The sequence below is a fragment of the Paraburkholderia atlantica genome, assembly GCF_009362785.1.
GTDB classification, from domain to species: Bacteria; Pseudomonadota; Gammaproteobacteria; order Burkholderiales; family Burkholderiaceae; genus Paraburkholderia; species Paraburkholderia atlantica.
Genome location: NZ_WHNQ01000011.1, coordinates 1 through 25,525 on the forward strand (window position 1 = coordinate 1; position 25,525 = coordinate 25,525).

Here is a 25,525-nt window from a genome sequence, read left to right on the forward strand (position 1 = left end):
AAGTCCGTGCTGCCGTTCGACTTGCATGTGTAAGGCATGCCGCCAGCGTTCAATCTGAGCCAGGATCAAACTCTTCAGTTCAAACCTGTTACTGTTTTCGGTTTCGTTAGAAACCGGTCGCTCACTCAACGTACTGACGATGATCAATCCGTCTTTCGACAGATAAACCTTCCTCTAATACTGTGTGAGGCTTCTGATACTTTTGCCTTGCGGCAGATCCCGAAGAATCCGCTGCCGCATTCCGCATCAAGCGCCCACACTTATCGGCTGTTAGTTTTTAAAGATCGATCCGCGAAACCCGCAGCGCCTGAACCACCACTACCCGGCACTGCTTCGCTTGCGTCGCTGCGTCTGCAGCAGAGAAACGAGATTATGGAGAGCGGCTCACGCTCCGTCAATACCCTTCTCACAAATTATTTTAAAAAGTCGAAGAGCTTAAAAAATGAGCAGCGGCGCGCGCAATCTGAATTAGTTAGGCATCCAGTTGGATTCCCGTGGGCGCCGCGTCGAGTGGAGTTGCGAAAAGCCGTTAAGCAGCTTTTCCACAGAAAATGTTCGCAAGGCTGTGGATAACCGCTCCACAACCGCACCAAGTACTTGATCCAAAACCATTCTCGCGAATTGCGCGCGAAGCGTGGCCGCTTGTGCGGCCACGCGTCACCGTCCGATTCAGGCGGACTTCATCGTCACCCGCGCATTCGTACGCATAAAAGCACTGCGCTCGACGATCGCGCCGAACAGCAGCCCAATCGTCGTCCACATGACCACCTGCATGCCGATCGCCGCAACGCGGAACTTCCACAGCAGCACTGCCGGGAACGTCGCCGGCACTTCATTGATGACCGGCATCGACAGTTGCACGGCCGCGATGATCACGACGAACACGAGCCCCGCGACAATCGACCCGTTCCACGCACCCAGCTTCGCCGCCGCGCGGCGCCGCACCTTCAGCGAAAACACCATCGTCGCGAGCGAGATTGCGATCATCAGAAAGAACAGGCCCGTGCGTGTGCCGATCGTCTCCGGATCACCGATCGACGGCGGATTGGCCGGATACTTGATATTCGGCACGACCACGACGGAGATGAATGCGCCGAGCGCGAGCCATGCGGACAGCGCGCGCACGCTCAACATACCCGCGCGTCCATACGCATAGGCAAACACCAGCGAGAACAGACCGCCGAATGCCGCGCCATACGTGACCACGCCGGTCAGCAGGCCAAGGCCGGCCTGCGTCTCGCGGCTCACGATTTCGGGCTCGGGCGCCTCGCCGCGCGCGGCGGCAGCTTTTTCTTCGAGCGAAATGGCCTGATCGACCTGTGGTTCGCCGACGATTCGCGCGAACGCGAACGTGAGCAAGCCCGCGACGATGCCCGCGAGCATCCCGCGCACCAACAATTTACCTACCATGTCGAACTCCGTTAGTGGCAGGGAAAGCCCAGCAGATGGCGGCCGTCGTGCACGAACTCATGCACGTACATGCCGGGCACGAGCGACGTCGCGCCCTGTTCCGCACCAACGAAGTAAAGCGCGAGCAACAGCAGCAAGCCGCCGAACACCACCCACGGCAGCAGTTCGCGCAAAGGAATGGGAGTGGGCTGGGCCGCCGGTTGCGCGGCGCGATCGAAAACAGCTTCGGTCATGATGGACATCTCCTGGGGTGACGCGCCCCGAAAGTCGATTGCAGAGGAATGGTGCGAAGCTCAGGTCTGGCTTTCGGCTCTTGTGGATTGCAAGGCCGATTACAGTGGCGCGACCGCGCCGGGCTCTCACCGGCTTCCGTGCTTCGCAGTGTCAGTATTCTACGCGCTAAACTGCGGCTTCCGTGACGGCGAGGGCTGCCTTGCAACGCGCGCCGCGAGCCGATGAAGCCACGCAGGCAAGTGCGAATCGGGCGCCGAGGCAAAGAATGGATACGCGACTATTACTGATGAGCCATGCGGCAACGGCCGCGCAGCGCGCGGGCCGCTTCCCCGCCGACGATCCGCTCGACGCGCGCGGCCGCGCCGAAGCCGAAGCGGCGCGCGCCCGTCTCGCGCTTCCCGCCGACGCCACCGTATTCACCAGCCCCGCCGCCAGCGCGCGCGAAACGGCCGTCGCGCTCGGTCTGAGCGCCACGCCTGCCGACGCATTGGCGGATATCGACTATGGCGAATGGCGCGGCCAGCGCCTCGCGGACATTGCCGACAAAACACCCCGCGAACTCGCCGCCTGGACACGCGAGCCCGACGCCGCGCCGCCCGGCGGTGAATCGTTCGATCGACTCGTGCAGCGGGTCGGCAAGTGGCTCGACGCGCAACAGGCGGACGTACGTTCATGCAACGCGGTCAACGAAGCAAGCTTCGCGGCCTCTGCGCACGGTCGAACCATCGTCGCGATCACCCACGCAACTCTGCTGCGAGCGGCAATCGTGCATGCCCTCGGCGCATCGCCAACCGTGTTCTGTCGCATCGAGATCGCGCCGCTGTCGGTCGTCGAATTACGTCACTCGCGACGCGGCTGGTCATGGTGGCCGGCTGCCACCGCCTGAACGGAACCACCGCTTACCTACTCGACACAACGAGCCGCAACCGGTTCGCCCCCTCCGGCGTCAGCGTGATTTCGGTGCGTCGATTCTTCGCGCCGAAATAAAAGTGCTGACGTGCCGGCGAATTCTGATCGTGTGTTGCATCGGGCAGGCACGACGCGATGTCGGCCGCGACCGCTTCCAATGCATCCGCGTTCGAACCCGCGGCCTGATGCGGCGTCCACGTGCACTGGAAACTGCGATGCGCGGCTGAGCATTGCGCGTCATCGCCATAAGGTTGCGCGACGCCTTTGCCATCGTCGGGCGTCAGCGAGGCGAAGCCGTCCGGCGCCGCGGCGACGATCCGTTTGAGCGCGCCGCAAGGTCTGGGGCTATCGTCGGCGGATGCGCCGACCGGCAGCAGCGCAACGAGCGATGCCGCGGTAAGCGCGATAGCGGAGAGTCGATAGGTTTTCATGTTGCGCGTGAAGCTTCCAGAGGGCTGCTGAAAAAAGCTCGCAGCGAGCCACCCTCAACAGCACGCTTCATGCCCATGCGCGGGAGCACCCAGCACGCAGGCGCCGCAGGACGGCACACAACTTGCATGGCGCCATACCGGCCGCAACATCGCGCCGTTTCCGATCAAAGCCACTGCCGACGTCATTTCAACCATCATGTCGACCGCTACCACCGCCCCCATCCCCGCCCGCTTATCGTCGGGCATCGAAGGAATCGACGACATCCTCGGCGGTGGTCTTACGCCGAACCGCATGTACCTCGTAGAGGGTGCGCCAGGCACGGGTAAAACCACCCTGGCATTGCAATTCTTACTCAAGGGCCTCGACGAAGGGCAGACCGGTCTTTACGTCACGCTGTCCGAAACCCGTGCCGAACTGCTCGCGATCGGCGCGAGCCACGGCTGGGATCTAAGCCGTTTCAAGATCCTCGAACAGCTGCCCGAAGAAGGGCTCGAACCGCAATACGAACAGACCGTGCTGCACCCGGCCGAAGTCGAACTCGGCGAAAGCGTGCGCAACGTGATCGAACACGTCGACGAACTGAAGCCCGCGCGCGTCGTACTCGACAGCCTGTCCGAACTGCGTCTGCTGGCGGAGAACCCGTTGCGCTACCGTCGGCAGATTCTCGCGCTCAAGCACCATTTCTCGACGCGCGCATGCACGGTGCTGCTGCTCGACGACACGTCGGCCACCGCCTCCGGCATTCAGTTGCACAGCATCGTGCACGGCGTGATCAGCCTCGACAACATTGCCCACGATTACGGCGGCAACCGCCGCCGCCTGCGCATCGCGAAGATGCGCGGCATCAAGTTCCGCGAGGGCTATCACGACTTCACGCTGAACACCGGCGGTCTGCGCGTCTATCCGCGTCTGGTCGCCGCCGAGCATCACAGCGAATTCGGCACGAGCCCGATGAGCACCGGTACGCCCGGCTTCGACGCGCTGCTAGGCGGTGGCCTCGTACCCGGCACCAATTCGCTGATCATCGGCCCGTCGGGGGTCGGCAAAACCACCACCGTCGTGTCGTGCCTGCTTGCCGCGCTCGAACGCGGCGAGCGCTGCGCGTACTACGTGTTCGACGAAACGCTCAGCACACTGGTCTCGCGGTGTGCGTCGCTCGGCATGGATCTCGCACCGCATGTCGACAGCGGTCTGCTGACGCTGCGCCAGATCGATCCCGCGGAAATCTCACCGGGAGAGCTGTCGAGCGACGTGCGCAACGCGGTCGAAAACGAAGGTGTGCGCTATGTCGCGGTCGACAGCCTGAATGCCTATCTGCAGGCGATGCCCGGCGAGCGCTTCCTGCTGCTGCACATGCACGAGCTACTCGGCTATCTGAATCAGCAGGGCGTGGTCACGATGCTCGTACTCGGGCAGCACGGCATCATCGGCGAGGTGCAGACCGAGGTCGACATCAGTTATCTGAGTGACGTGGTCGTGCTGTTCCGCTACTTCGAGCATCACGGCGAAGTGCTGACCGCGGTAACCGCCGTCAAGAGCCGCGCGAACGATCATGAACGCACGATCCGCCAGTTCCGCCTCGGCACCCAAGGCGTCGAGGTCGGCGAAGCGCTGCGTGACTTCGAGGGCGTGCTGTCGGGCCTGCCCTCGTATCGCGGCAGCACCGCGATGCTCGGCGCGACGAACAATATGATCGACACATCGGGACAGTAAGCGATGGAGCAGCGTGTCCTCATCCTCGCACCGTTCGGCCGCGACGCCGAAGTGATCGCCGCTGTGTTGCACAACGACGCGCGCGCCTGTGTGACCTGCGACGACGCCGACGCGCTCACCAGCGAGCTCGACGCCGGCGCGGGCACCGCGCTGCTGACCGAGGAAGCGCTCGCGAACGGCCACGGCGCGGGCCTGTTTGCGTGGCTCGAACGGCAGCCAGCATGGTCCGACTTCCCGTTCATCCTGCTCGCCGCGCGCAGTATCGGCCATCGATCCACGCGCGGCCTCGAAGTGCTCGAACGGCTCGGCAACGTCGTGGTGCTCGAACGTCCGCTCAATTCGGAAACCTTGCGGCGCGCGGTCGCGTCGTCGTTGCGGGCCCGCGGGCGGCAATATGAATCGCGGCGGCTGCTTGCCGAGCGGATCGAGGCACAGGACGCGCTGGAGCAGCTGAACGATTCGCTGGAAAGCCGCATCGCCGCGCGCACGCACGAACTCGCGTCAGCCAATGACCGGCTGATGGCCGAGATCCACGAACGCGCGAAGGTGCAGGCCGTGCTCGTGCAATCGCAGAAGATGGAAGCGCTCGGCCAGCTGACTGGCGGCATCGCGCACGACTTCAACAATCTGCTGAACGTGATCATGGTGAACGCGGAACTGATCGCGCGCGTGAGCGGCGACGACCGCCTGCGCGGCATGGCGGCCACCGTCAAGCGCGCGACCGAGCGCGGCGCGAAACTGACCGGCCAGCTGCTGACCTTCTCGCGCAACAGCAATCCGAATCTGAAAGCGATCGACGTAGTCGCGCTGCTGCAAGGCATGCGCGACATCATCGCGGTGTCGCTCGGCTCGAGTATCCGCTATGGCAACGACTTCGAGCGCAATGAAATGTGGACCCGGGCCGACGCGAATCAGCTGGAGCTCGCGGTGCTCAATCTCGCGATCAACGCGCGCGACGCGATGCCCGATGGCGGCCGCCTCGACATTCACGTGACCCTGCGCGATGCGCCCGACCAGACGCTGAAGCAAGGCCGCTACGTCGTGATCGAAGTCACCGATACCGGAGAAGGCATTCCGCCCGAGGTCGTGTCGCGCGTATTCGATCCGTTCTTCACGACCAAGCCTGTCGGCAAGGGCACGGGGCTCGGCCTGAGTCAGGTGTACGGCATCGCGAGGCAGGCGGGTGGCGCCGCGCGGATCTTCAGCGAAGAAGGCATCGGCACCACGGTGCAGATCTGGCTGCCGATGCGCGAACGGGCGGCTACGCACAGCGAAGCGGAGTCCGACGCCGAAGCGAACGCGGCGGGTGACAAGCACGTGCTGGTGGTCGAGGACGACAACGAGGTGCGTGCGATGCTCGTCGAATCGTTGCGCATGCTCGGCTATACGGTGACCGAGGCCGCCGACGGCCAGGCGGGCCTCGACCGCCTCGTCGACGATCATCCCGATCTGCTGATGGTCGACTTCGCGATGCCGGGCATGAACGGCATCGACGTGATCGCCGCGGCGCGCAAGCTTCGTGCCGATCTGCCGGTGATCCTCGCGACCGGTTATGCGGACGTGAACATTTCCGATCTCGCAGTCAAGCATTGCACGATCCTGCGCAAGCCGTTCCAGCTCGACGATCTGGCGCGCACGGTGCGGATCGGGCTGGTTGCGTGATTCGCACCGCAGACTCCTCCGCTTCGGCCACGATTTCCAAATCAATAGTTTGCTAACGAATATTTTGGAAATACAATACCGGCCATGTCGAATCTCGATGCCTTGCGCCGCACCGTCAGCAGCACGCTGGTCGTCGCCGCCAGAAAGTGGCGGCGCACGAGTCACGGTGTGCTCGCGGCCTTCAACGTCTCCGAAGCGTGCGCGACGCCGCTTCTAACCGCGAGCCGGCTCGGCTCGGCGGTGCGTCAGGTCACGCTCGCCGACCACATCGGCATCGAGGGACCATCGCTCGTGCGGCTGCTCGACCAGTTGTGCGCGGCCGGCCTGATGCGCCGTGACGAAGACCCCGAAGACCGCCGCGCGAAGACCGTCGTCCTGACCGACGAAGGCCGCGCCGTCACCGCGAAGATGGAAGAGGAACTGGTCACGCTGCGCGCGCAGGCGCTCAAAGGCGTCTCGCGCGACGATCTGGAAGCCGCGCTGCGCGTGCTCGCCGCATTCACGACCGATGCCGCCGCACGCGCCGAACCAGGCGGCGGCGAGCGCGAGCCCGCCAAAGGCGAGGCGCTTGCCAGCAAGGTCAAACGGACGAGCGGCAAAAGCGCGGCCAAAACGGCCGGCAAATCACGCGGCACCGTCAAGGCGCGCAAATCCACCAAGCGCGGCGTGCGAGCCAGCGCGCCGCACAACGCCGATTCCGCGTAACGGTTTATGGTCTATCCCACCCTCCGCGACTGGCTGTTCTCCGTCAAGACGTTCGCCGCGGCCATGCTCGCGCTCTACATCGGCCTCGCGTTCGAACTGCCGCGGCCGTACTGGGCGATGGCCACCGTCTACATCGTGTCGAACCCGTTCGTCGGCGCGACCCGTTCGAAGGCGATCTATCGTGCGCTGGGCACGGTGCTCGGCGCGTCGGGCGCGGTGCTGCTGGTGCCGCCGTTCGTCGAATCGCCGTACCTGTTCAGCGTGATCGTCGCGACGTGGACCGGCACGATGCTGTACCTAGCGGTATCGGACCGCACCGCTCGCAGCTACGTGTTCATGCTGGCCGCCTATACGATGCCGATCATCGCGCTGCCGTCGGTGACGAATCCGACCGGCGTGTTCGATCTCGCCGTGAGCCGGACCCTCGAGATCATTGTCGGCATCGTCTGCGCGAGCATCGTCGGCAGCGCGGTGTTTCCGAGCCGGCTCGCGCCGACGATCATCGAGCGCACCGACGCATGGTTTCGCGACGCCGCGTTCTACGCGACCGAAACGCTATCCGGCCGTATCGCAAGCTCGGCGATTTCCGGCGCGCGGCAACGGCTCGCGAGCACGATCAACGGCCTCGAACTGCTGCTGAGCCAGCTCGCCTACGATCACACGCGGCCCGACGTGCTCGCGCGCGCGCATGAGCTACGAGGCCGCATGCAGTTGCTGCTGCCGATCATGTCGTCGCTCGCCGATCCGCTGCTCGCGCTCTACAACAATGGTCCGCAACACTGGCCCGAGGGGCTTCAGACGCTGATCGACGACGTCGTCAAGTGGTTCGACCAACCGCTGCCGGAGCCGAGCGAGGGCTATCACGCGGACGAAACCGCCAACTCGCTGCGCGCGCGCATCGCCGCGATGCGCCCGCCCGCCGCCGCGCTCGCGCATTGGGACGGCGCGCTGCTGTCGAATGCGTTGTGGCGCCTCGGGCAAGTGATCGACGTGTGGCAGGACTGCCGCTCGCTGCGCATCATCATCACGCGCGAGGAAGGTTCGTGGCGGCCGCATTTCCGTCACTGGCGGCTCGGCGGCACCGAGCGCTTCTACGATCGCGGCATGATGCTGTTCGCTACCCTGTCGGCGGGCGCGGCCGTGGTGCTCGCGTGCGCGCTGTGGATCGGCTCGGGCTGGAACGACGGCGCGAGCGCGGTCACGCTGGCGGCAGTGGCCTGCTGCTTCTTCGCCGCGCTCGACGAGCCCGCGCCGTTCGTGTTCCGCTTCTTCGTCGCGACGGGCGTCGCCGTCGTGGCCGCGGGCCTCTATCTGTTCGTCGTGCTGCCGCAGGTGCACGACTTCGCGATGCTGGTGATCCTGTTCGCCGCGCCGTTCATTCTGGTCGGCACGCTGATTCCGCGCCCGCAGTTCAACATGGTGACGGTGCTGGTCGCGGTGAACACGGCCACCTTCATCAGCATTCAGGACGCGTACGACGCGAACTTCCTGACGTTCCTGAACGCCAACCTCGCGGGGCTCTCCGGCCTGCTCTATGCGTACCTGTGGACTCGCGTGACGCGCCCATTCGGCGCCGAGCTCGCCGCGGCGCGCCTGTTGCGCTCTAGCTGGGCAGACGTCGCGCTGACCGCATCCACGCGGCCGATCGAAGACCCGCGCAACCTCGCCGCTCGCATGCTCGACCGGCTGATGCAATTGATCCCGCGCCTCGCGGCCACCGACGACTACCGCCATCCGTCGATCGAGAGCTTCCGCGACCTGCGCATCGCGTTCAACGCGCTCGATCTGCGCCGCCTCACCCGCAAGCTCGGCGGCGAAGCGGCCGGCGCGATCGAGCATGTCCTAGATGGAGTGCGTACATACTACGAGAGCTGCGTCGCGCGACGCGACCGCGAGCCGGTACCGGACAGCCTGATGTCGTTGATCGACGTGGCCGTCGCGCGCGTCACCGCGCAGGGGCTAGCCAACGCCGCGGCGCCGACCGAGACCTCGCAGACCTCGGCGCGCCACTTGCGCGATGCGCTGCACGCGCTGGTCGGCTTGCGTCTTTCGCTGTTTCCGGCGACCCTCACGAAACCAACGCCGACCGAACCGGAGGCCGCCGCGTGACGTCCCCATTCTTGCGCCGCTGCTCGTGCCCGCTTGCGCGCCCCGTCCCCCCTTTTTTCCAGTTCCCGCGATGATCGGTGAAATCGATATCTTCGGCGTGTTCGTACCGTCCGTGCTGGTCCTGATGTTGATCGCGTATCTGATCAACCTCGGCATTCGCACCGCGCTCGATTACGCCGGCTTTTACCGCTTCGTCTGGCATCGCTCCATCTTCGATCTCGGCATCTATGTGCTGGTGCTGGGCCTTGTCGTCGTCGTTTCGCACAGACTAATAACGTGAAAAAAACCTGGTTCTCCGTCGGTCAGATTCTGCTGACCTTGATCGTCGTGGCGGTCGCGGCATTCGTGCTGTGGAAACTCGTCGACTACTACATGTTCGCGCCCTGGACCCGCGACGGGCACGTGCGCGCCGACGTGATCCAGGTCGCCCCCGACGTGTCGGGACTGATTTCGTCGGTCGAGGTGATGGACAACCAGCAGGTCAAGCAGGGCCAGGTGCTGTTCAGAATCGATCAGGCGCGCTACACGCTCGCATTGCGTCAGGCCGAGGCAACCGCGCAGCAGCGCCGCGCGACGCTCGATCAGGCGCGCCGCGAATATGCGCGCAACCGTCAGCTCGGCAATCTCGTCGCCGCCGAAGTGCTCGAAGAAAGCCGCTCGCGCGTCGACGCGGGCGAAGCCGCGCTCGCCGATGCGAACGTCGCGATCGACACCGCGAAGCTGAACCTCGAACGTTCGACGATCAAGAGCCCGGTCGACGGCTATCTGAACGACCGCGCGCCGCGCGCCGGCGAATTCGTCGCGGCGGGCCGCGCGGTGGTCGCGGTGGTCGACATGCATTCTTTCCGTGTGGACGGCTACTTCGAGGAGACCAAGCTGCGCGGCATCGACATCGGCCAGCCGGTCGACATCATCGTGATGGGCGAGCCGAAGCCGCTGCGCGGGCACGTGCAGAGCATCGTCGCCGGTATCGAAGACCGCGACCGCACCCAAAGCGCCAATCTGCTGCCGAACGTGAACCCGGCGTTCAGCTGGGTGCGGCTCGCGCAGCGCATTCCGGTGCGGGTCGCGCTCGACGAAGTGCCCGCCGATTTCCGCCTGATCGCGGGGCGTACCGCGACGGTGTCGGTGCGTGACCTGTCGCCGGTCAGGACTCGCGCCGTGTCGGGCACGGGCGGCGCATCTGGCACGCTCGCCGCTTCGGCCGCGCCGGTGGCGCCGGGTTCGTCAGTGGCGTCCGGGTCGGCCGGGGCAACGGCCACGAAGCCGTCGGGCGCATCGCGATGAAGTTCGTGCGTACCTTGTCTTCGCTGGCGCCGCGCTTGCCGCTGCTGCCACTGCTGTCGTTATTGCCGCTCACCGTCGCGCTGAACGCCTGCATCAACGTCGGGCCGAACTACACGCTGCCGAAACAGGCGCTGGTCAATGCGCCGCTCGCCACCGGAGCGATCGAGGGCGCCGATCCCATGTTGACGTCGAACCTCAATACGCCGACCGTCTGGTGGAAGCTGTACGACGATCCGGTGCTGAACAGTCTGGTCGAGCAGGCGTTGAAATCGAATACCGACTTGCGCGTCGCGGCCGCGAATCTCGCGCGCTCGCGCGAGGCGCTGGGCGTGGCGCAAGCGCAGGGCGGCTTTTCAGGCAACGCGTCGGTGGCAATCCAGCGCGCGCAGGAATCGGCCGAGCAATTCCTGCTGTTCGAGAAACTGCCGGTCGCCAATCTGGGTGACATGGGCATCAACGTCTCGTACGAGATCGATCTGTTCGGCAAGCTGCGCCGCGGTGTCGAAGCGGCGGCGGCGGACACCGAGGCCGTGGAAGCCGCGGGCGACCTAGCGCGTATTACCGTCGTCGCGGACGTGGTGCGCTCGTACGTCGAGCAATGCTCTGCGGCCGAGGAATTGCGCATCGCGCAGCAATCGCTCGCGTTGCAGAAGCAGCGCGTGGATTTGTCGCGCCGTCTGCGCGACGCCGGCCGCGGCAACCAGACCGCGGTTACCAGCGGTCAGACCCAGGTCGAAACCCTGACGGCCGACATTCCGCGCTACACCGCGCGCCGCAAGATCGCGCAATACCGGCTCGCGATGCTGCTCGCCCAGGCGCCGTCGCAATTGCCGCCAGCCGTGCTCGCGTGCGACCGGCTGCCGCAAATCAACCAGCCGATTCCGATCGGCGACGGCGCCGGGCTGCTGCGGCGCCGCCCCGACGTGCACGAAGCCGAGCGTCAGCTGGCGGCCTCGACGGCGCGCATCGGTGTCGCGACCGGCGCGCTTTACCCGAGCATCAGCATCGGCGCGTCGGCGGGCTTCACCGGCATTCTGGAAGACATTCCCACCCAGCCGACCGCGCGTTGGGGCTTCGGTCCGCTGATCAGCTGGAACTTCCCGGCCAATGGCGCGCGACAGCGGGTACGCGAAGCCGAAGCGTCGAGCCAGGTCGCGCTCGCGAAGTTCGACGGCGTGGTGCTGGGCGCGCTGCGCGAAACCGAGACCAACCTCGCGACCTATGCGTCCGATTACGCTCGAGCCGAAGCGCTGCGCGCGGCGCTGAAGTCGGCCGTGCAATCGGCGGATGAAACGCATCGGCTGTATCGCGCCGGCCGCGAGTCGTTCATCGCCGATCTCGACGCGACGCGCACGCTGACGGCCGCGAAGTCGCAGCTCGCCGCGGCGGAGGGCCAGGTGGCGGTCGATCAGGTCAATCTGTTCCTGTCGCTGGGCGGCGGGTGGGAGGTCGGCGGGCAAAGCACGCCGGGCGAAACGCGGCCGCAGCTGAAGGCAACACCTGTGACGGCCAAGCCGAGCGCGAAGCCGGGGGCGTCGAACGCCGCGACTGCGAACGCGCCTTGATCGGCGTCTTACGGTTTATTTTTGACGAGCTTTCTTTTTGCTTTCGTTTTCGGTTAAATACGTGACACCACTTCACACTACGGGGTCTCGTATGTCGCCATTCATGCAGGGAGTCGTCACGTTGGGCGGATGCATCGGTATCTTCACCGCGGTGGTTACCGTCGTCGAAATGTTTGCGCGTTGAATCGGGCGGGCGGAGGTCCGAAAGAGCGGCTCAGCTCTTGCGCGCCTTCGCCGCCTGATGTATCGCCGCCCGCACCCGCGGATACGTGCCGCAACGGCACACCACCGGCGTCATCGCCTCGTCGATGTCGGCGTCGGTCGGATCGGGCTTGTGCTTCAGCAACGCGCAAGCCGCCATCAATTGCGCGCTCTGGCAATAACCACACTGCACCACATCGAGGTCGATCCACGCGGCTTTCAGCGCCTGCGCCTCGGCTCCCTGCAAACCCTCGATCGTCGTGATCTTCTGCGTATGCAGGCTCGACATCGGTGTCTGGCAAGCGAGGCACGCCGCATCATCGAGATTGATCGTGCATGCGCCGCAGATGCCCACGCCGCAGCCGAACTTCGTGCCGGTCATGCCGAGATCGCAGCGCAGTACCCATAGCAGCGGCATGTCCGGGTCGGCATTGACCAGCACCTTGCGTCCGTTGATATTCAGTACCGCCATGTCTGCCTCCTGAGTCGCCACGCTACATCGCCAGCTTTTGCTTTTCCGCCGTCCGTCAGGCGAGCCGCAAGGGCAGCCTCCGCAAACGCTGCCCCGTCAGCGCGAACACCGCATTGCCCACCGCCGGCGCGATCGGCGGCACGCCCGGTTCACCGACACCTTGCGGATGCAGTTGGCTCGGCATGATGTCGACTTCGATCGCCGGGCACACATTCATCCGCACGACCGGAAAGTCCACGAAGTTCTTCTGCTGCACCTGGCCGTCGACGATCGTGATCTCGTTCTGCAACGCACTCGACAGCCCGAACACGATGCCACCTTCCATCTGCTGACGGATCAGGTTGGGGTTCACCGGCAAGCCGCAATCGATCACGCACACCACGCGATGCACGCGAATCTGCCGGTTCGCCCCGATCGACACCTCCGCGACCTGCGCGACGACGCTGCCGAACGCCTCGTGCAACGCGACGCCACGCGCGCAGCGCGCGCCATCGGCGGCGGGTTTGAGCGGACGTCCCCAGTCCGACAATTTCTCGACACGCTTCAGGACCGCCAGATGGCGCGGATGCTGGGCGAGCAGCATCGCGCGAAACGCGATCGGGTCCTGGCCGGCCGCGGCGGCGGCTTCGTCGGTGAAGCTCTCGGTGAAGAAAGCCTGATGCGAGTGGCCGACCGAACGCCAAAAGCCGATCGGCACCGGCAATTCGACGATCTTGTGCGACACGCGCGCGGCCGGCCACTCGTACGGTTGATCGAACGCGCCTTCGCAGGTGGTCTTGTCGATCGGGAGGTGCGGCACGCCGTAGTACCGCGCGAGCGCGTCCGGCACGATCGCCTGGCCCGCCGACTTCGCGTGCCACGCGACCAGCTTGCCGTGCTCGTCGAAACCGGCCTGCAGCCATGCCGCGCAAGCGGGCCGATAGAAGTCGTGCATGAAATCCTGCTGGCGCGACCAGATGGTTTGCACCGGACGGCCATCGGCCTCGCGCGCGATCGCCGCGGCCTGCGCGACGAAATCGAGTTCGAGGCGCCGGCCGAACGCGCCGCCCAACAACTGCGTCTGCACATCGACGAGATCGACGTCGAGGTCGAGCACCTTCGCCGCATGATGCCGCGCGAGCCGCGGCATTTGCGTCGACACCCAGACGGTCGCCGCGCCGTCGGCGACCTGCACCGTGCAGTTCAGCGGCTCGACCGCGCCATGCGCCAGATATGGCGCGTGATAGACCGCTTCGATCTTGCGCGCCGCGCGGCTCATCGCGTTATCGACGTTGCCGATGTCGTAATACACGTGACCGTCCGTATGGTCGAGCGCGTCGACGAGGTGGCGATCCACGTCCGTGCTCGACAACTTCGCGGCCTCGCCGTCATGCCAACTCACGTTGATCGCCTCGACCGCGTTCATCGCGTGAAACGCGTTGTCCGCGATCACGGCTACGCCGCCGGTGCCGCCCGCATACGGCCGCACGGCGAGCGCCTTGATGAAGCCCGGCATCTTTTGCGCGGGCGTCGCGTCGAAATGCGCGACCGTGCCGCCGAGCGTCGGGCACATCACGACGCTCGCATAGACCAAACCGTTGGGGAGCACATCGATGCCGAAGCGCGCCGCGCCGTCGATTTTCGACGCGGCTTCGATGCGCCGGATGGGCTGGCCGATCAGCTTGAAGTCGGCGGGCTGCTTCAGGACGACGCTGCGCGGCAGCGGCTGGCCCGCGGCCACCGACGACAACTCGCCGAACGTCGCCTTATGTCCCCGCGGATGCTGCACGTAGCCCTTTTCCGCGCGGCATTCGTGGACCGGCACGTCCCAGCGCTCGGCCGCCGCGCCGATCAGCATCACGCGCGCCGACGCGCCGGCCTCGCGCATCGGCGTCCAAAGATCGTTCATGCTCGACGAGCCGCCCGTCATCATCGTGCCGAACTCTCGCACCGCCTTGCTCGTAATCCACACGGTGCCGCGCCGGATATAGCTGTCGTCGTCCGGGCGAAACGGCAGATCGTCGACGATGCTCTGCACCGCGTTGTAGATCCGATCGATCGGCGCCTCTTCGACGTGCACCTGCGACCAGTCGGCGTCGAGTTCTTCGGCGAGCAGCATCGCGAGTCCGGTATGGATGCCCTGCCCCATCTCGGCCTTCGGCACGATGATCGTCACGCGGTTGTCGGTGTCGATCTTGACCCAGCCGTTCAGCGCGACCTGCGTGCCTTGCGTCGGCAGCGGCGTCGATGTCATCAGGCGCTGGCGCGGCGGCACCACGCCCCAGCCGACCAGCAGCCCGCCCAACGCACTGGCGCCGCCAAGCAGAAAGGTTCTGCGCGTCAACATGGCATGACTCGCTCGGCTGGCTCGATGGTAGGAAAACGGCGACAGCGCCGATGCACCCGTCTTTGACTGCGAATAGTAATAAGACGAATCGGCGAGCGTGAGACTTAAATGCGCGCGTGAACCTGCAGCGGCCGTGCGGCGCGGAAAGGCGGGGACTGAAAGCGGCGGGGGAAAGTCGTGGGGTGTTTCATTAACTGCTATCGCGCGGGCCGCGGTGTGCGAGCGTGATTAAAACCGCTGGCACACCGCGAACCTTGCGCCTGATTCAATCAGGCGACGATGCGACCGGATCAACGGCGGTTCGAACCCGACACCACGTCGATCCATACGGCCAGCACGAGGATGCCGCCCTTCACGATCATCTGCCAGTACGCGTCGACGTCGAGCATCGACATGCCGTTGTCGAGGCTCGCCATCACGAGCGCGCCGATCAGCGCGCCGTACACGGTGCCTGATCCGCCGCGCATCGATGTGCCGCCAATAAAGCACGCGGCGATCGCATCGAGCTCGCCCATCGAGCCCGCCGACGGCGAACCGGCCGCGAGCCGCGCCGTGTTGACGATGCCGGCGAACGCGCACATCAGCCCCATCAGCGCGAAGATCGCGAGCTTCACGCGGTCGGTGTTGACACCCGACAGGCGCGTCGCTTCGAGGTTCGAGCCGACCGCGTAGATGCGGCGTCCGAACACGGTCTGCGTCGCGATCCACGTGAAGATGCCGAGCAGTGCAAGCAGCAGCAACACCGGCACCGGAATGCCGCCGTAGTTGTCGAGCATCGCGACGAAGCCGGCGAGAATCGCGCCCGCGCCGACCACCTTCGCGACGTCCTGCCAGAACGGCACGACACGCAGTTGATAACGCTGCCGGTTGGCGCGCTGGCGGATCGTCAGGAAAGCCAGCAGCACGAACAGCACGACGGCGAGCGTGTCGCCGGCGAGCCGCGGCAGATAGCCCTGGCCGACGAACACGAAGCTGTCCGACACCGGCGCGATCGTCGAGCCGCCGGTAACGCCGAGCAGAATGCCGCGATACGCGAGCATGCCGCCAAGCCCGACGATAAACGACGGCACACGCCGATACGTCGACCACCAGCCGTTGAACAAACCGACCACGATGCCGAGCAGCAGCACGACCGGAATCGTCACGCCGATCGGCCAGTGCCGGTTCACGTCGAGAATCGCCGCGACGCCGCCGAGCAAACCGAGCAGCGAACCGACCGACAGGTCGATTTCACCGGCGATGATCACGAACACCATGCCGCATGCGAGCATGCCGGTAATCGACATCTGCCGCAGCAGATTCGACAGATTGCGCGGCGTGACGAACGCGCCGTGCGTGAGCGCCGAAAAGAAAATCCAGATCACCGCGACGGCAATCAGCAGCGCGAGAATCTTGTAGCGCGCGAACAGTTGCTGGAGCCGTTGCGTGCCGCCGAATGCGCCTCGCGGCGCGGCGTTGTCGGTGCGTTGGGAAGTTACGTCGGGAGTCATGCGGCACTCGCTGCGGTTGAGTTCGTAGATAGATGCACGGGGCGGATCGCGGCGCCGAGGATGTCTTCCTGCGTGAGACCGTCGTTGACGAAGTCGCCGCGCAACTCGCCCTCGCCGATCACCAGCACACGGTCGCTGATGCCGAGCACTTCCGGCAATTCGGACGACACCATCACGATCGACATGCCGCGCTGCGCCAGCTGGAAGATCAGTTTGTAGATCTCGTACTTGGCGCCGACGTCGACACCGCGTGTCGGCTCGTCGAGGATCAGCACGGTCGGGTTGGTCAGCAGCATGCGCGTGAGCACGGCCTTCTGCTGATTGCCGCCCGACAGACTTGCGATCGATAGCATCGGATTCGCGGCACGCACGGAAAGCCGCTTCATTTCCGTATGAATCGTGTCGAGTTCGGCCGCGGAATCGATGCGTCCACCCGACGTAAACCGCTGCAATACCGCAAGCGTGATGTTGTGGCCGACGCTCATGCCCGGCACGATGCCGTGGCGTTTGCGGTCCTCGGGCACCATCGCGATGCCGGCACGAATCGCGTCGATCGGCGCGCGGATTTTCAGCGGCTTGCCGTCGAGCACGACGTGCGCCTCGCTGATGCCCGCATACGCGCCGAAGATCGCCTGCATCAGCTCGGTGCGGCCCGCGCCGACCAGCCCGGCGACGCCGAGAATTTCGCCGCGTCGCAACGAGAACGACACGTCGTCCACACGCTTGCGGCGCGGATTCGTCACGTCGAAACAGGTGACGTTGCGGGCTTCGAAGATCACGTCGCCGATCGGATGCGGCTCGCGCGGAAACAGGTTCTTGATCTCGCGGCCGACCATCAGCGAGATGATCCGCTCGGTCGTCAGCGCGTGCATCGGCTCGGTGGCGACATGGCGGCCGTCGCGAATCACGCTGATCGTGTCGCAGACTGCCGCGACTTCGTCGAGCTTGTGCGAGATATACACGCAGGCAATGCCGCGCCGTTTCAGATCGCGCACGATGTCGAGCAGGATCGCGATTTCGGAGGCGGTCAACGACGACGACGGTTCGTCGAGAATCAGCAGCTTCGCGCGCTTGTTCAGCGCTTTCGCGATTTCGATCAGCTGCTGATGGCCACCGCCGTAGTTCATCACCGGCTGCGCGGCATTGATGCCGCTGATGCCGAGTTCGCGCAGCAGTTCGTCGGCGCGCTGATACATCGCCGCGTAATTCATGCGGCCGCCCGGCAACGTGATTTCGTTGCCGAGAAAGATGTTTTCCGCGACCGACAACTCCGGCACGAGCATCAATTCCTGGTGGATGATGATGATGCCCGCGCGTTCGGTGTCGCGTACGCTCGCGGCCTTCAGCGTTTCGCCTTCCCAGGTGATCTCGCCATCCCAGGTTCCGTGCGGATAGACGCCGGACAGCACCTTCATCAGCGTCGATTTGCCCGCGCCGTTTTCGCCGCACAGGCCCACGCATTCGCCCGGCGATACGGTCAGATCGATGCCGTCGAGCGCCTTCACGCCGGAAAAAGCTTTGACGATGCCGCGCATCGTCAGAAGAGGTTGCGTCATTCGCTATGCCTCGCTGCAAGTTGGGCCGATGTTCGACCACGCTCCCGGGCTCGATGACCCGGGAGCGTGACGTTCACATCACACCCGTCTCAGTGTTATTTGCTCGCGAGTTGCTGTTGCGTGTAGAAGCCGTCCTTCACGACGGTGTCGAGGTTGGCCTTCGTCAGCTTGGTCGGCTGCAGCAGCACCGTATCGACCTTCTTCTTGCCGTTGTCGTACTGCGCGTTGAACCCCGGCTTGTCACCCTTCGCCAGCGCGACCGACAGCTTGGCCGCTTCGCCCGCGATCAGCTTCAGCGGCTTGTAGACCGTCATCGTCTGCGTGCCGGCCGCTACGCGCTTCACGGCTGCGAGGTCGGCATCCTGTCCCGAGATGGGTACCTTGCCTGCGAGGCCTTGCGCCGCGAGCGCCTGGATCGCGCCGCCAGCGGTGCCGTCGTTCGACGCGACGACTGCGTCGATCTTGTTGTTGTTCGCGGTCAGCGCGTCTTCCATGATGCGCAGCGCGGTCGATGCGCTCCACTCCGGCACCCACTGCTGACCGACGACCTTGATCTCACCCTTGTCGATCGCCGGTTGCAGCACCTTCAGCTGGCCCTGGCGCAGCATCTTCGCGTTGTTGTCGGTCGGTGCGCCGCCGAGCAGGAAGTAGTTGCCCTTCGGCCGCACGTCGTAGACGCCCTGAGCCTGCATTTCGCCGACCTTCTCGTTGTCGAACGAGATGTAGGCATCGATATCGGCGTCGAGAATCAGACGGTCATACGACACGACCTTGATACCGGCTTTGCGTGCTTCGGCCACCACGTTGCCGAGTGTCTTCGAATTGAACGGCACGATCACGATCACGTCGACGCCGCGCGAGATCAGGTTTTCGATCTGCGAGATCTGACGCTCTTCGCTAGCATCGGCCGATTGCACCGACACCTTCGCGCCGAGCTTTTCCGCCGCGGCGACGAAATAGTCGCGATCGCGCGACCAGCGCTCGACGCGCAGATCGTCGATACAGAAGCCGATTTCCGGATGATCCTTGCTGGCGTGCGCGAGCGGCGCGGCGAGCGACAGGCTGGCGAGTACCGCGCCGCACAGCAGCGAGCTCAGTACGTTACGACGCATTGCGAACTTCATTTTTGTCTCCTTTGTTAGTGATCGCCGGAATACCGGACGTATCGGTCTGCGCTGCGAGCCGCAGACTCGGACAAGCGACAACCCACAGCTTGCTGGTGCGCGCGGTCCACGTGGCCGCGCGATCTTTATTCAACGTCCGCTATAAATCGCCTGATTTACGATGTTTTCCATGTGTTCCTGCTGCCCGCTCACATGCCGCGGGTTCAGGTCGCGCGTGAGCGTGTCCGCCGCGAGGGTCGACAGTGAATATTCGCCGGACAGGATCTTGCGGCCGAACTCGCCATCCCAGCCCGCGTAGCGTTGCCGCTTGAACTGCTCGAGGCGCTCGTTTTCGACCAGCACCGCCGCACGTTCGAGGCCGAGCGCGAGATTATCGATCGCGCCGATGTGGCCATAAAACAGGTCTTCAGGATCGACACTCTGGCGCCGCACTTTCGCATCGAAGTTCATGCCGCCGGTCGTGAAGCCGCCGTGCCGCAGAATCTCGTAGAAGGCCAGCGTCAGCTCCTCGACGCTGTTGGGGAATTGATCGGTATCCCAGCCATTTTGCGGATCGCCGCGATTCGCATCGACGCTGCCGAAGATGCCGAGCGCGAACGCGGTCGCAATCTCGTGATGGAACGAATGGCCCGCGAGCGTCGCGTGATTGGCCTCGATGTTGACGCGAATCTCTTTGTCGAGACCGTGCTGCAGCAGGAAGCCGTGCACGGTCGCGACGTCGTAGTCATATTGATGCTTGGTCGGTTCCTGCGGCTTCGGCTCGATCAGCAGCGTGCCCTTGAAACCGATCTGGTGCTTATGCTCGACCACCATGTGCAGGAAGCGCGCGAACTGCTCGCGCTCGCGCACGAGGTCGGTGTTCAGCAGCGTGTCATAGCCTTCGCGGCCGCCCCACAACACGTAGTTCTCGCCGCCGAGGCGCAGCGTCGCGTCGAGCGCATGACGCACCTGGGTCGCGGCGAAGGCGAACACCTCCGGATTCGGATTGGTCGCGGCACCGGCCGCGTAACGCGGATGCGAAAACAGATTCGCGGTGCCCCACAGCAATTTGATACCGGTATCCTGCTGCTTGCGCGCGATGTAATCGGACACGCGCAGGAAGTTCTCGCTGTATTCCTTGACGCTCGCGCCTTCGGGCGCGACGTCGGTATCGTGGAACGTGTAGTACGGCGTGCCGAGCCTCGAGAAGAATTCGAACGCGGCGTCGGCTTTCTGAAGCGCCCGCTCCATTGCGTCGCCGGGTTGCTGCCACGGTCGCCGGAACGTGCCCTGACCGAAGATGTCGACGCCGGGCCACACGAACGTATGCCAGTAGCACACGGCGATACGCAGATGTTCCTCGAGCGTTTTGCCGAGTACCTTCCTGGTTTTGTCGTAGTGACGGTACGCGAGCGGGTTGTCCGTTTGCGGGCCTTCGTAACGAATCTGGGGAATGTGTTCGAAGTAGGACATCGGCGTCTCCAGTCGACCCGAGTTGCCGCATGACGACTACTCGGGTCCCATGAAAGGTTTTCTTTGCATTCTTCACCGCGACCGGCGCGGCTTGGCCGTGCGGGCCGACGAGGTGACGCCATGCTGCCGCTTGCACGATGTGCCGGCAATTGCGAAATTTCGCAGCGAGCTTGATGTTTCTTACCGCCTGCGCGTTTGTTTGCTGCCGGCGCGCGATTCGACGCCTAGAATAGCCAGACGCTTAAAAACGGGGTTGCCCCAAGGCACCCGACACAATGGAGACAAAGGCGCGTGGTCTATCGTCCACACGCCGCACACCGCCATGACCCGTCCACAAGCACCTCAGACAACCCATCGGATCGCGCTGCTGTTCAACGCGAACAAGGTCTACGATCGCGAGATCATCACCGGCATCGGCAACTACCTGCTGTCGACCCGGGTCGCATGGGATCTTTTCCTCGAAGAGGACTTCCGCTGCCGGCTCGCCGGTATCCAGCGCTTCGACGGCGACGGCATCATCGCGGACTTCGACGATCCGGCCGTCGGCGAAGCCCTGCGCGACTGCCCGCTGCCGGTGGTCGCGGTCGGTTCGTCGTACGAGGATCCGACGCAGTACCCCTCGGATTTACCCTATATCGCGACCGACAACAGCAAGCTCGTGTCGCTCGCGTACACGCATCTGATCGGCGCTGGCCTCGAAAACTTCGCGCTGTACAGCCTGCCGCAGGCGCAGGAAAACCGTTGGGCGCAACAGCGCGAACTCGCCTTCGCGCATCTGCGCAGCGCGGACGGACGTAGCGCGGCGCAGATCGACAGCGAGATCTATCGCGGCCTGTCCACGAGCGCGCCGTCGTGGAACCAGGCGATCGAACAGCTGACCACGTGGCTGCGGCAACTGCCGAAGCCGGTCGGCATCATCGCGGTGACCGACGCGCGTGCACGGCATTTGCTGCAGGCCTGTCTGATCGCGGGCATTCCAGTGCCCGAGGAAGTCGCGATCATCGGCATCGACAACGATCCGCTCACGCGGACGCTGACGCGCATTCCGCTGTCGTCGGTGATTCAGGGCACTGAGGAAATGGGCCGTACCGCCGCGCACATCCTGCATCAGATGCTGCACGGCGCGCGTTTTCCGGGGCGCCGCATTCTGGTGCCGCCGGTCGGCATCAACGTGCTCGAATCGACGCGGCATCAGCCGCTCGCGAGTCCCTACGTGATGCGGGCGCGTCATTTCATCCGCCAGTACGCGTGCCAGGGCATCCGCACCGAGCAGGTGGCCGACTATGTTGGCGTGTCGCGTTCGTCGCTCGAAGAGTATTTCCGGCGCGAGCGGCAATGCACCGTGCATCAGGAGATCTTGCGCCACAAGCTCGACGTCGCGAAGTCATTGCTCGCGAAGCGCGATGCGTCGAGCGCGGAAGTCGCGATTCGTTGCGGCTTCACGTCGCTGCAATACATGTACGCGGTATTTCGCCGCGAACTCGGCTGCACGCCGCGCGAATACCAGGAGCGCGTGGGGCCGAAGACGAAAACCACTGGCTGAGCATGCTTTTCTATTTTTTCTTCGCACTGACCACATGATCAGCATCGCACAACTCTCTTCCGAGCCATGGGGCACGCTGCAGGGCGGTGATCGGGTCCGGCTCTATACGCTGCGTAACGCACACGGCATGAAAGTCGCCATCAGCGACCTCGGCGCGACGCTGGTTTCGTGGCACGCGCCGGATCGCGCCGGACGTCTCGGCGATATTCTGCTCGGCCACGACACGCCCGCCGAATACGTGGCGGCCTCGACCTACATGGGCGGACTGGTCGGCCGCTGGGCGAATCGCATTGCGGGCGCGCGCTTTTCGCTCGACGGCATCGAGTACACGCTGGATCGCAACGAAGGCCCGAATCTGCTGCACGGCGGCACGGTCGGTTTTCATCGCGCGTTGTGGGACGTCGCCGAGGACGACGGCGCATTGCTGATGCGCCTGGAGTCGCCCGAAGGCGACGCCGGTTTCCCGGGCAACGTCACGGTGCAGGTGCGCTATTCGCTCGACGACGACGGCACGCTGACGATCGGCTACGAAGCGATCACCGACGCGCCGACGCCACTCAATCTGACCAGTCATCCGTACTTCAACCTGACCGGGCGCGCGGGCACCGACATTCGCGGCCACGTGCTGTCGATCGACGCCGAGCGCTTCTTCGAAGTCGACGCGACGATGATTCCGTGCAAGCTCGCCGACGTCGCGGGCAACGCATTCGACTTCCGGCAGAGCGCGCCGATCGGCGGCCGGCTCGACTGGCCGCACTCGCAACTCGCGCGTGCTGGCGGCTTCGATCATTGCTACGTGCTGCGCGAGGCGCCCGCAGACGCGATAAACGGCGACGACGGCCACGCGCCGCCACTGCGCGAAGTTGCCTGCGCATACGATCCGGGCAGCGGACGCGAACTGACCGTCGCGACCGATCAGCGGGGCTTGCAGTTTTACACGGGCAACGCGCTGAACGGCAACCTGGGACGCGGCGGCGTCCGCTATCAACGGCACGCCGGTTTGTGCCTCGAAGCTGGCGGTTTTCCGAATGAGGTCAATATGACCAGCCAGGACGAAGTGATCGTGCACCCCGGCGATACCTACCGGCAAGTCACGACTTACCGCGTCGATGTACGCGAAGGCGTGTGACTGAATTTACGGGCGCTGTTCCGGTGTTTTACGAAAACCGCGACGGCGAGATTACAGCTCGCCGACTACCCGTTCTCTGCAATACTGAATTAGTCGACTAGTGGTTTTCCCGAAGTACGCACCCTTCTAGACTGTTTTTATGGCGCCGGCATCCCTGCGGTGCCGGATAGACAACTACGGAGGGAAACATCATGAAATCGCTTATCCAGGCAGTTGCGCTGACGGCCGTGATCGCCGCTGCACCGCTCGCGTCGTTCGCACAATCGGAACAGCCGATCACGCGAGCCGAAGTCAAAGGGGAGGTGCAGCAACTCGAACAGAATGGCTATAACCCGGCCATCTCGCTCGATGCCCAGTATCCCGCGGACATTCAGGCGGCCGAGGCACGCGTGTCCGCGATGAACGGAAAGGGACAGGCCGACACGTCGGGTTACGGGTCGCCGATGGGCGGATCGTCGCAATCGGGCCATCATCCGATGGTAGTTAATCCGGACGGTCAATGACGAGTCGCGAACGTGTTGCGAATCTCCGTAGCAAGGAAAGACTCGTGAGTTAGCGGCTTTTTCCGTCTGTGCCGTTTTCGCCGTTTCGAACCGATATGAAGCGAGCGCATGTTTTCAACGCATGCGCTCGCTTTTTCTACTTATATGCGGCGCTAAAACGTACCGCCAATGCCGACGCCGCCGCGGATTCAACCAGACCGTGCCTGCGGGCATTCCGTCTGATACCAGATGTTCACCTGACGCTGCGCGCGCTCGAGACTCGCCGGATAGTCAGGATCAAAGCGCCGTTCAGGGTGGTAGCCCGCTTGCTGCAGCGCCGTCAGTTCGCTCATGCTCCGCTGGTGCGTGACCGGCGCCTTGTTCCTGAGGTCGGTCAGATCCTGGCATTGCGTTGCACTCAGATGGGTTTGCGCGCCGCCGTTCCCGCCGCCCGCGGCACAGCCAACGAGCGTCAGCGCCAACACGGCAGGGATCGACCGCATCTGCGTCGCGATGTTCATGTCGCGCCTCCTTTGGGAAAGTGACCTCGCATTTCTGAGCCGGCTTGTTCGCCTGTCGGCATTTTGAACGATTGGAAACGACTGTGAAAGTCGCCAGCAATTTCATCAGCCGCGCTTTCGATCCGGACATAGACTTTCCCCTGGTGAATGCCGATTTGCCCGCGCATCAGTTGACCCGACGTTTTGCCCTCAACGAGGGAGCCACGCTCCCTCACTCCAAGGAGACATGCGATGCCCCGCACCGCCGTTGAAAAACGCGCCGCTTTCCGCGCGCTGCACTCGTCTGGCTGTTTCGTGCTGCCCAATCCGTGGGACGTGGGCAGCGCCCGTTATCTGCATACGCTCGGCTTCAAGGCGCTCGCCACCACCAGTTCCGGTTTTGCGTGGTCGACCGGACATGCGGACAATACCGTGCCGCGCGAAACGATCCTCGCCCACCTGCGCGCGATCGTCGATGCGACCGACTTGCCGGTCAACGCCGATTTCGAAAACGGCTTCGGCGGCGATCCGGACGAAGTCGCCGAGAGCGTGGCGCTCGCGGTGGCAACGGGCGTCGCGGGTCTGTCGATCGAGGACTCGACCGGCGACCCCGCCGCGCCGCTGTTTCCGGTCGACGTCGCCGTGCAGCGGCTCAGCGCGGCGCGGCGCGCGATCGATCAGAACGGCGGCGATACGCTGCTCGTCGGCCGCGCGGAGAATTTCCTCGCCGGCAAGCCCGATCTCGACGATGCCATCGCGCGGCTAAAAGCCTATGCGGCGGCGGGCGCCGACTGCCTGTATGCGCCTGGCATCCAGACGCCCGAGCAGATCGAAGCGGTGGTCGCGGCCGTCGCGCCGAAACCGGTCAATCTGCTGATCGGCTCCACCTCGACGTTGACGTTGCAGGACGTGGCCGCGCTCGGCGTGCGGCGGATCAGCGTCGGCGGCGGCCTCGCGCGTACGGCATGGGGTAGCTTAATGCACGCCGCTCAGGCGCTGGCCGATGGCCGCTTCGACTTCACCGGCGCGGCGGCGGGCAAGCAGCTCAATGAAATATTCACTCGCAATGCGTGAAAAACGCCTTGCACACAAGTGTGCGCGCGCCGCGTCGACGTGATCGGAAAGTTGCGACGTTTCCGATGAGAAAAGCGCGCGAACGCTTGAATCGGCGCCCAAAGGCACCAGTCACGCCAAATGTTATGATCGGAAACATTATTCGCCCGA

Annotated in this window: 23 protein-coding genes and 1 rRNA gene; 13 read left to right on the forward strand and 11 right to left on the reverse strand. The window is 64.5% G+C overall.

The annotated features are described in order from the left end of the window. The 3 genes from GCT19_RS17400 to GCT19_RS17410 form a co-directional block, all read right to left on the reverse strand. Positions 1 to 81: ribosomal RNA gene (locus GCT19_RS17400) — 16S ribosomal RNA — on the reverse strand; the annotation flags it as partial. Positions 82 to 669: 588 nt separating this feature from the next. Then, the gene (locus tag GCT19_RS17405; RefSeq protein ID WP_152852621.1) at positions 670 to 1,410 is read right to left on the reverse strand and encodes a CbtA family protein; all 741 of its coding nucleotides are present in this window, start codon (positions 1,408 to 1,410) and stop codon (positions 670 to 672) included. 11 nt (positions 1,411 to 1,421) lie between these two features. Beyond that, a complete protein-coding gene (locus GCT19_RS17410; RefSeq protein WP_013093044.1) occupies positions 1,422 to 1,643 on the reverse strand; it encodes a CbtB domain-containing protein in 222 nt (73 codons plus the stop codon). A gap of 266 nt (positions 1,644 to 1,909) precedes the next feature. On the opposite strand from GCT19_RS17410, the gene GCT19_RS17415 reads away from it, so the two are divergent. Further along, positions 1,910 to 2,530, forward strand: a complete 621-nt coding sequence (locus GCT19_RS17415) for a histidine phosphatase family protein (RefSeq protein ID WP_026228376.1) — start codon at positions 1,910 to 1,912, stop codon at positions 2,528 to 2,530. Positions 2,531 to 2,543: 13 nt separating this feature from the next. Here the strand turns inward: GCT19_RS17415 and GCT19_RS17420 are convergent, their stop codons facing one another. Beyond that, the gene (locus tag GCT19_RS17420; RefSeq protein WP_018433864.1) at positions 2,544 to 2,984 is read right to left on the reverse strand and encodes a hypothetical protein; all 441 of its coding nucleotides are present in this window, start codon (positions 2,982 to 2,984) and stop codon (positions 2,544 to 2,546) included. A 196-nt stretch (positions 2,985 to 3,180) separates the two neighbouring features. Between GCT19_RS17420 and GCT19_RS17425 the strand changes: the two genes are divergently transcribed. From GCT19_RS17425 to GCT19_RS17455, 7 genes are all read left to right on the forward strand, one after another. Then, complete coding sequence (locus tag GCT19_RS17425) at positions 3,181 to 4,698, forward strand: ATPase domain-containing protein (protein ID WP_152852622.1); 1,518 nt, start codon at positions 3,181 to 3,183, stop codon at positions 4,696 to 4,698. 3 nt (positions 4,699 to 4,701) lie between these two features. Then, positions 4,702 to 6,360 carry an ATP-binding protein gene (locus GCT19_RS17430; protein WP_152852623.1) on the forward strand — a complete coding sequence of 553 codons (1,659 nt, stop codon included), beginning with the start codon at positions 4,702 to 4,704 and terminating at the stop codon, positions 6,358 to 6,360. A gap of 84 nt (positions 6,361 to 6,444) precedes the next feature. Next, the gene (locus GCT19_RS17435) at positions 6,445 to 7,065 is read left to right on the forward strand and encodes a MarR family winged helix-turn-helix transcriptional regulator (protein ID WP_152852624.1); all 621 of its coding nucleotides are present in this window, start codon (positions 6,445 to 6,447) and stop codon (positions 7,063 to 7,065) included. Between the two features lie 6 nt (positions 7,066 to 7,071). After that, complete coding sequence (locus GCT19_RS17440; RefSeq protein ID WP_152852625.1) at positions 7,072 to 9,174, forward strand: FUSC family protein; 2,103 nt, start codon at positions 7,072 to 7,074, stop codon at positions 9,172 to 9,174. A gap of 70 nt (positions 9,175 to 9,244) precedes the next feature. Continuing rightward, a complete protein-coding gene (locus tag GCT19_RS17445) occupies positions 9,245 to 9,454 on the forward strand; it encodes a DUF1656 domain-containing protein (RefSeq protein WP_013093037.1) in 210 nt (69 codons plus the stop codon). Next, the gene (locus GCT19_RS17450; protein ID WP_018433869.1) at positions 9,451 to 10,461 is read left to right on the forward strand and encodes an efflux RND transporter periplasmic adaptor subunit; all 1,011 of its coding nucleotides are present in this window, start codon (positions 9,451 to 9,453) and stop codon (positions 10,459 to 10,461) included. Before GCT19_RS17445 ends, GCT19_RS17450 begins: the two co-directional genes overlap by 4 nt. Further along, a complete protein-coding gene (locus tag GCT19_RS17455) occupies positions 10,458 to 12,026 on the forward strand; it encodes an efflux transporter outer membrane subunit (RefSeq protein ID WP_152852626.1) in 1,569 nt (522 codons plus the stop codon). The genes GCT19_RS17450 and GCT19_RS17455 overlap by 4 nt, the downstream gene beginning before the upstream one ends. A 214-nt stretch (positions 12,027 to 12,240) precedes the next feature. On the opposite strand, the gene GCT19_RS17460 is transcribed toward GCT19_RS17455, so the two are convergent. From GCT19_RS17460 to xylA, 6 genes are all read right to left on the reverse strand, one after another. After that, positions 12,241 to 12,699: a (2Fe-2S)-binding protein gene (locus GCT19_RS17460; RefSeq protein ID WP_018433871.1), complete on the reverse strand. Its 459-nt coding sequence runs from the start codon at positions 12,697 to 12,699 to the stop codon at positions 12,241 to 12,243. A gap of 55 nt (positions 12,700 to 12,754) precedes the next feature. After that, a complete protein-coding gene (locus GCT19_RS17465) occupies positions 12,755 to 15,025 on the reverse strand; it encodes a xanthine dehydrogenase family protein molybdopterin-binding subunit (RefSeq protein WP_152852627.1) in 2,271 nt (756 codons plus the stop codon). Positions 15,026 to 15,315: 290 nt separating this feature from the next. Continuing rightward, positions 15,316 to 16,515, reverse strand: a complete 1,200-nt coding sequence (locus GCT19_RS17470; RefSeq protein WP_013093032.1) for a sugar ABC transporter permease — start codon at positions 16,513 to 16,515, stop codon at positions 15,316 to 15,318. Then, entirely contained in the window at positions 16,512 to 18,071 is a 1,560-nt protein-coding gene (gene xylG / locus GCT19_RS17475; RefSeq protein ID WP_013093031.1) for a D-xylose ABC transporter ATP-binding protein, read from the reverse strand. The genes GCT19_RS17470 and xylG overlap by 4 nt, the downstream gene beginning before the upstream one ends. Positions 18,072 to 18,166: 95 nt before the next feature. Next, positions 18,167 to 19,195, reverse strand: coding sequence for a D-xylose ABC transporter substrate-binding protein (gene xylF, locus GCT19_RS17480; RefSeq protein WP_018433873.1), 1,029 nt, complete (start codon positions 19,193 to 19,195; stop codon positions 18,167 to 18,169). Between the two features lie 129 nt (positions 19,196 to 19,324). Then, positions 19,325 to 20,647, reverse strand: a complete 1,323-nt coding sequence (gene xylA, locus GCT19_RS17485) for a xylose isomerase (RefSeq protein WP_018433874.1) — start codon at positions 20,645 to 20,647, stop codon at positions 19,325 to 19,327. A 322-nt stretch (positions 20,648 to 20,969) separates the two neighbouring features. Here xylA and GCT19_RS17490 point away from each other — a divergent pair, with 322 nt between their 5' ends. From GCT19_RS17490 to GCT19_RS17500, 3 genes are all read left to right on the forward strand, one after another. Beyond that, entirely contained in the window at positions 20,970 to 22,190 is a 1,221-nt protein-coding gene (locus GCT19_RS17490) for a XylR family transcriptional regulator (protein WP_018433875.1), read from the forward strand. Positions 22,191 to 22,224: 34 nt separating this feature from the next. Continuing rightward, positions 22,225 to 23,319, forward strand: coding sequence for an aldose epimerase family protein (locus GCT19_RS17495; RefSeq protein ID WP_018433876.1), 1,095 nt, complete (start codon positions 22,225 to 22,227; stop codon positions 23,317 to 23,319). A gap of 191 nt (positions 23,320 to 23,510) precedes the next feature. Continuing rightward, positions 23,511 to 23,822, forward strand: coding sequence for a DUF4148 domain-containing protein (locus GCT19_RS17500; protein ID WP_018433877.1), 312 nt, complete (start codon positions 23,511 to 23,513; stop codon positions 23,820 to 23,822). A 188-nt stretch (positions 23,823 to 24,010) separates the two neighbouring features. Here the strand turns inward: GCT19_RS17500 and GCT19_RS17505 are convergent, their stop codons facing one another. Then, complete coding sequence (locus tag GCT19_RS17505) at positions 24,011 to 24,322, reverse strand: DUF4148 domain-containing protein (RefSeq protein WP_018433878.1); 312 nt, start codon at positions 24,320 to 24,322, stop codon at positions 24,011 to 24,013. An 83-nt stretch (positions 24,323 to 24,405) separates the two neighbouring features. Between GCT19_RS17505 and GCT19_RS42755 the strand changes: the two genes are divergently transcribed. Then, complete coding sequence (locus GCT19_RS42755; RefSeq protein ID WP_193727409.1) at positions 24,406 to 24,573, forward strand: hypothetical protein; 168 nt, start codon at positions 24,406 to 24,408, stop codon at positions 24,571 to 24,573. Next, positions 24,554 to 25,375: an isocitrate lyase/PEP mutase family protein gene (locus GCT19_RS17510; protein WP_018433879.1), complete on the forward strand. Its 822-nt coding sequence runs from the start codon at positions 24,554 to 24,556 to the stop codon at positions 25,373 to 25,375. Before GCT19_RS42755 ends, GCT19_RS17510 begins: the two co-directional genes overlap by 20 nt. The last annotated feature ends 150 nt before the right edge of the window (positions 25,376 to 25,525 follow it).